Origin of the sequence: Thiolapillus sp., from assembly GCF_048562965.1 — a bacterium.
GTDB lineage: Bacteria > Pseudomonadota > Gammaproteobacteria > Chromatiales > Chromatiaceae > Thiolapillus > Thiolapillus brandeum_A.
The window spans coordinates 1-1,564 of the sequence record NZ_JBHNMF010000704.1; the positions used below are offsets into that span (position 1 = coordinate 1).

Here is a 1,564-nt window from a genome sequence, read left to right on the forward strand (position 1 = left end):
TCCATAGCGGCCTCCAGAAGTTTGTGTTGATTTCTCTTCTGAGAGGCCGCGCCTTGCTATGTCAACTATTTTTTGAGATTTTTAGTGGTTTTTCTCCTCTGAAACTCTAAACTCTAGTTACTTATGATAATATACCATTATCAGAATATATGCTGTTTTCGGGTCGATTCAGGACGCGATGGGAAATTTTGCAGAAAAACACTAAGGGGTGGGTTTTCGCTTTTTGTTCATACCACGCGTTTCCTGTCGTTCCGGTGCGATGATATGGCCGTGATGGATGGAAACGACGGCTCCCACTTGGGGGCTGTCATCCAAGGCTTGAACGGAATGGGCAACGAAGGTCTGTGAGGCGACCCGCTGAATCGCATACCAACCATCTGCCGCTACGATGGGGCCGTCGTAGCGGATCGACGGATTGGCTGGATACAGTCGCCCGTCAGTGTCTGTCGATTGAAACAGTGCCTGGGCCCGGTCGGAGGGCTCACTACAACCGGCATCTTGGCTCTGGCGGGGCAGGGTGATCGCATAGCGGGCGTTGCGCGTGGCGGTACCCGGCACCCGAGTAATCGCCCCCATCTCGACCAGGCCCGCGATATCCCTGCCGGCGGTACGCGCCGGGCACTTGGTGATCTTGGTGTAATCCTTTGGCGTAATCCCGCGAGCGATTCGATCCGGTCCGCGCCGAAACACGACGTCAAACGCCTTTTGCTGACGCGTGGAGCGCGTCACCGAGGCGCTGGCGGCCGCGTAATGGACGTCGAGCGCCTGCGCGAACACCTGGCCAGCGAGTACGGGATCGTCGTGTCGAACGACGACCCGATATTTGCGGCCGTCGCGCTCAACGAGCTGGCGAAGCAGATCCTGGGGGATGCACTGCGTGCAGCGAAGCAGGAGATTGTTCGGGCCACTCCGTGCCCGCCGGCGGAAGACCATCACGCCCACTGCCAGTCATGGAAAGCGGCGACTGTGGTCGCCAGTTTGGCGGCCGTGGTGGGTTGGCGATTGGCGCTGATATTGGTGGTCGGCTGACGAGTTGACCAGGCTACCAGGAGACGCTATAAAAGGGGTGTGGTACAGCCGTGGTTGGCGATGACCGTGTATGGCGATAGCCGAATTAACCCCGCCAGGCGCACACTTGGCGGGGTTTCTATTTTCAGCGACCGTATCCGATCTCCATGTCCTCACGGCCACGTTCTTGAGCCAGACCAGGCACTCGGTCACTCACTTCCAGATCCTTTCCGGCGTCGTGAGCGATCAGCGTATTTGGGGCGACCTGCTGATACTGAAATCGGTCATCCTGGTCTACGATCGGCCCCTGATAGGACATCCCATCCTTGGCTGGGAAAACCGCCATATCGCGTTCTTCTGCAACCGCTTGGATGAGCTTGGCTTCGAGCGCCGCCCGAATCTGATCCGCCTCAGCCTACATCCGTTGGATCTTCCCCTAGCCCGCATCGCTCACCGATCCCCTAGTTCCGGCGTTTTTGGGCGCCGGGACGTGGCCAAGATAGACCGATAGCCCATTTCTCGTGCCAAGGTACTCGCCGAGAGAAGTGATTCTCGT

General features: G+C 58.1%; 3 protein-coding genes. 1 reads left to right on the forward strand and 2 read right to left on the reverse strand.

Going from position 1 to position 1,564, the window contains the following annotated elements; all coding sequences use genetic code 11:
- Positions 1–201: 201 nt before the first annotated feature.
- Positions 202–690: a KfrB domain-containing protein gene (locus tag ACOCD2_RS19345; protein WP_293715550.1), complete on the reverse strand. Its 489-nt coding sequence runs from the start codon at positions 688–690 to the stop codon at positions 202–204.
- A gap of 60 nt (positions 691–750) precedes the next feature.
- Here ACOCD2_RS19345 and ACOCD2_RS19350 point away from each other — a divergent pair, with 60 nt between their 5' ends.
- On the forward strand, positions 751–1,029 hold the full coding sequence (locus ACOCD2_RS19350; RefSeq protein WP_293650187.1) for a hypothetical protein: 279 nt from the start codon (positions 751–753) through the stop codon (positions 1,027–1,029).
- A gap of 124 nt (positions 1,030–1,153) precedes the next feature.
- On the opposite strand, the gene ACOCD2_RS19355 is transcribed toward ACOCD2_RS19350, so the two are convergent.
- On the reverse strand, positions 1,154–1,354 hold the full coding sequence (locus ACOCD2_RS19355; protein WP_293689574.1) for a KfrB domain-containing protein: 201 nt from the start codon (positions 1,352–1,354) through the stop codon (positions 1,154–1,156).
- Positions 1,355–1,564: the final 210 nt, after the last annotated feature.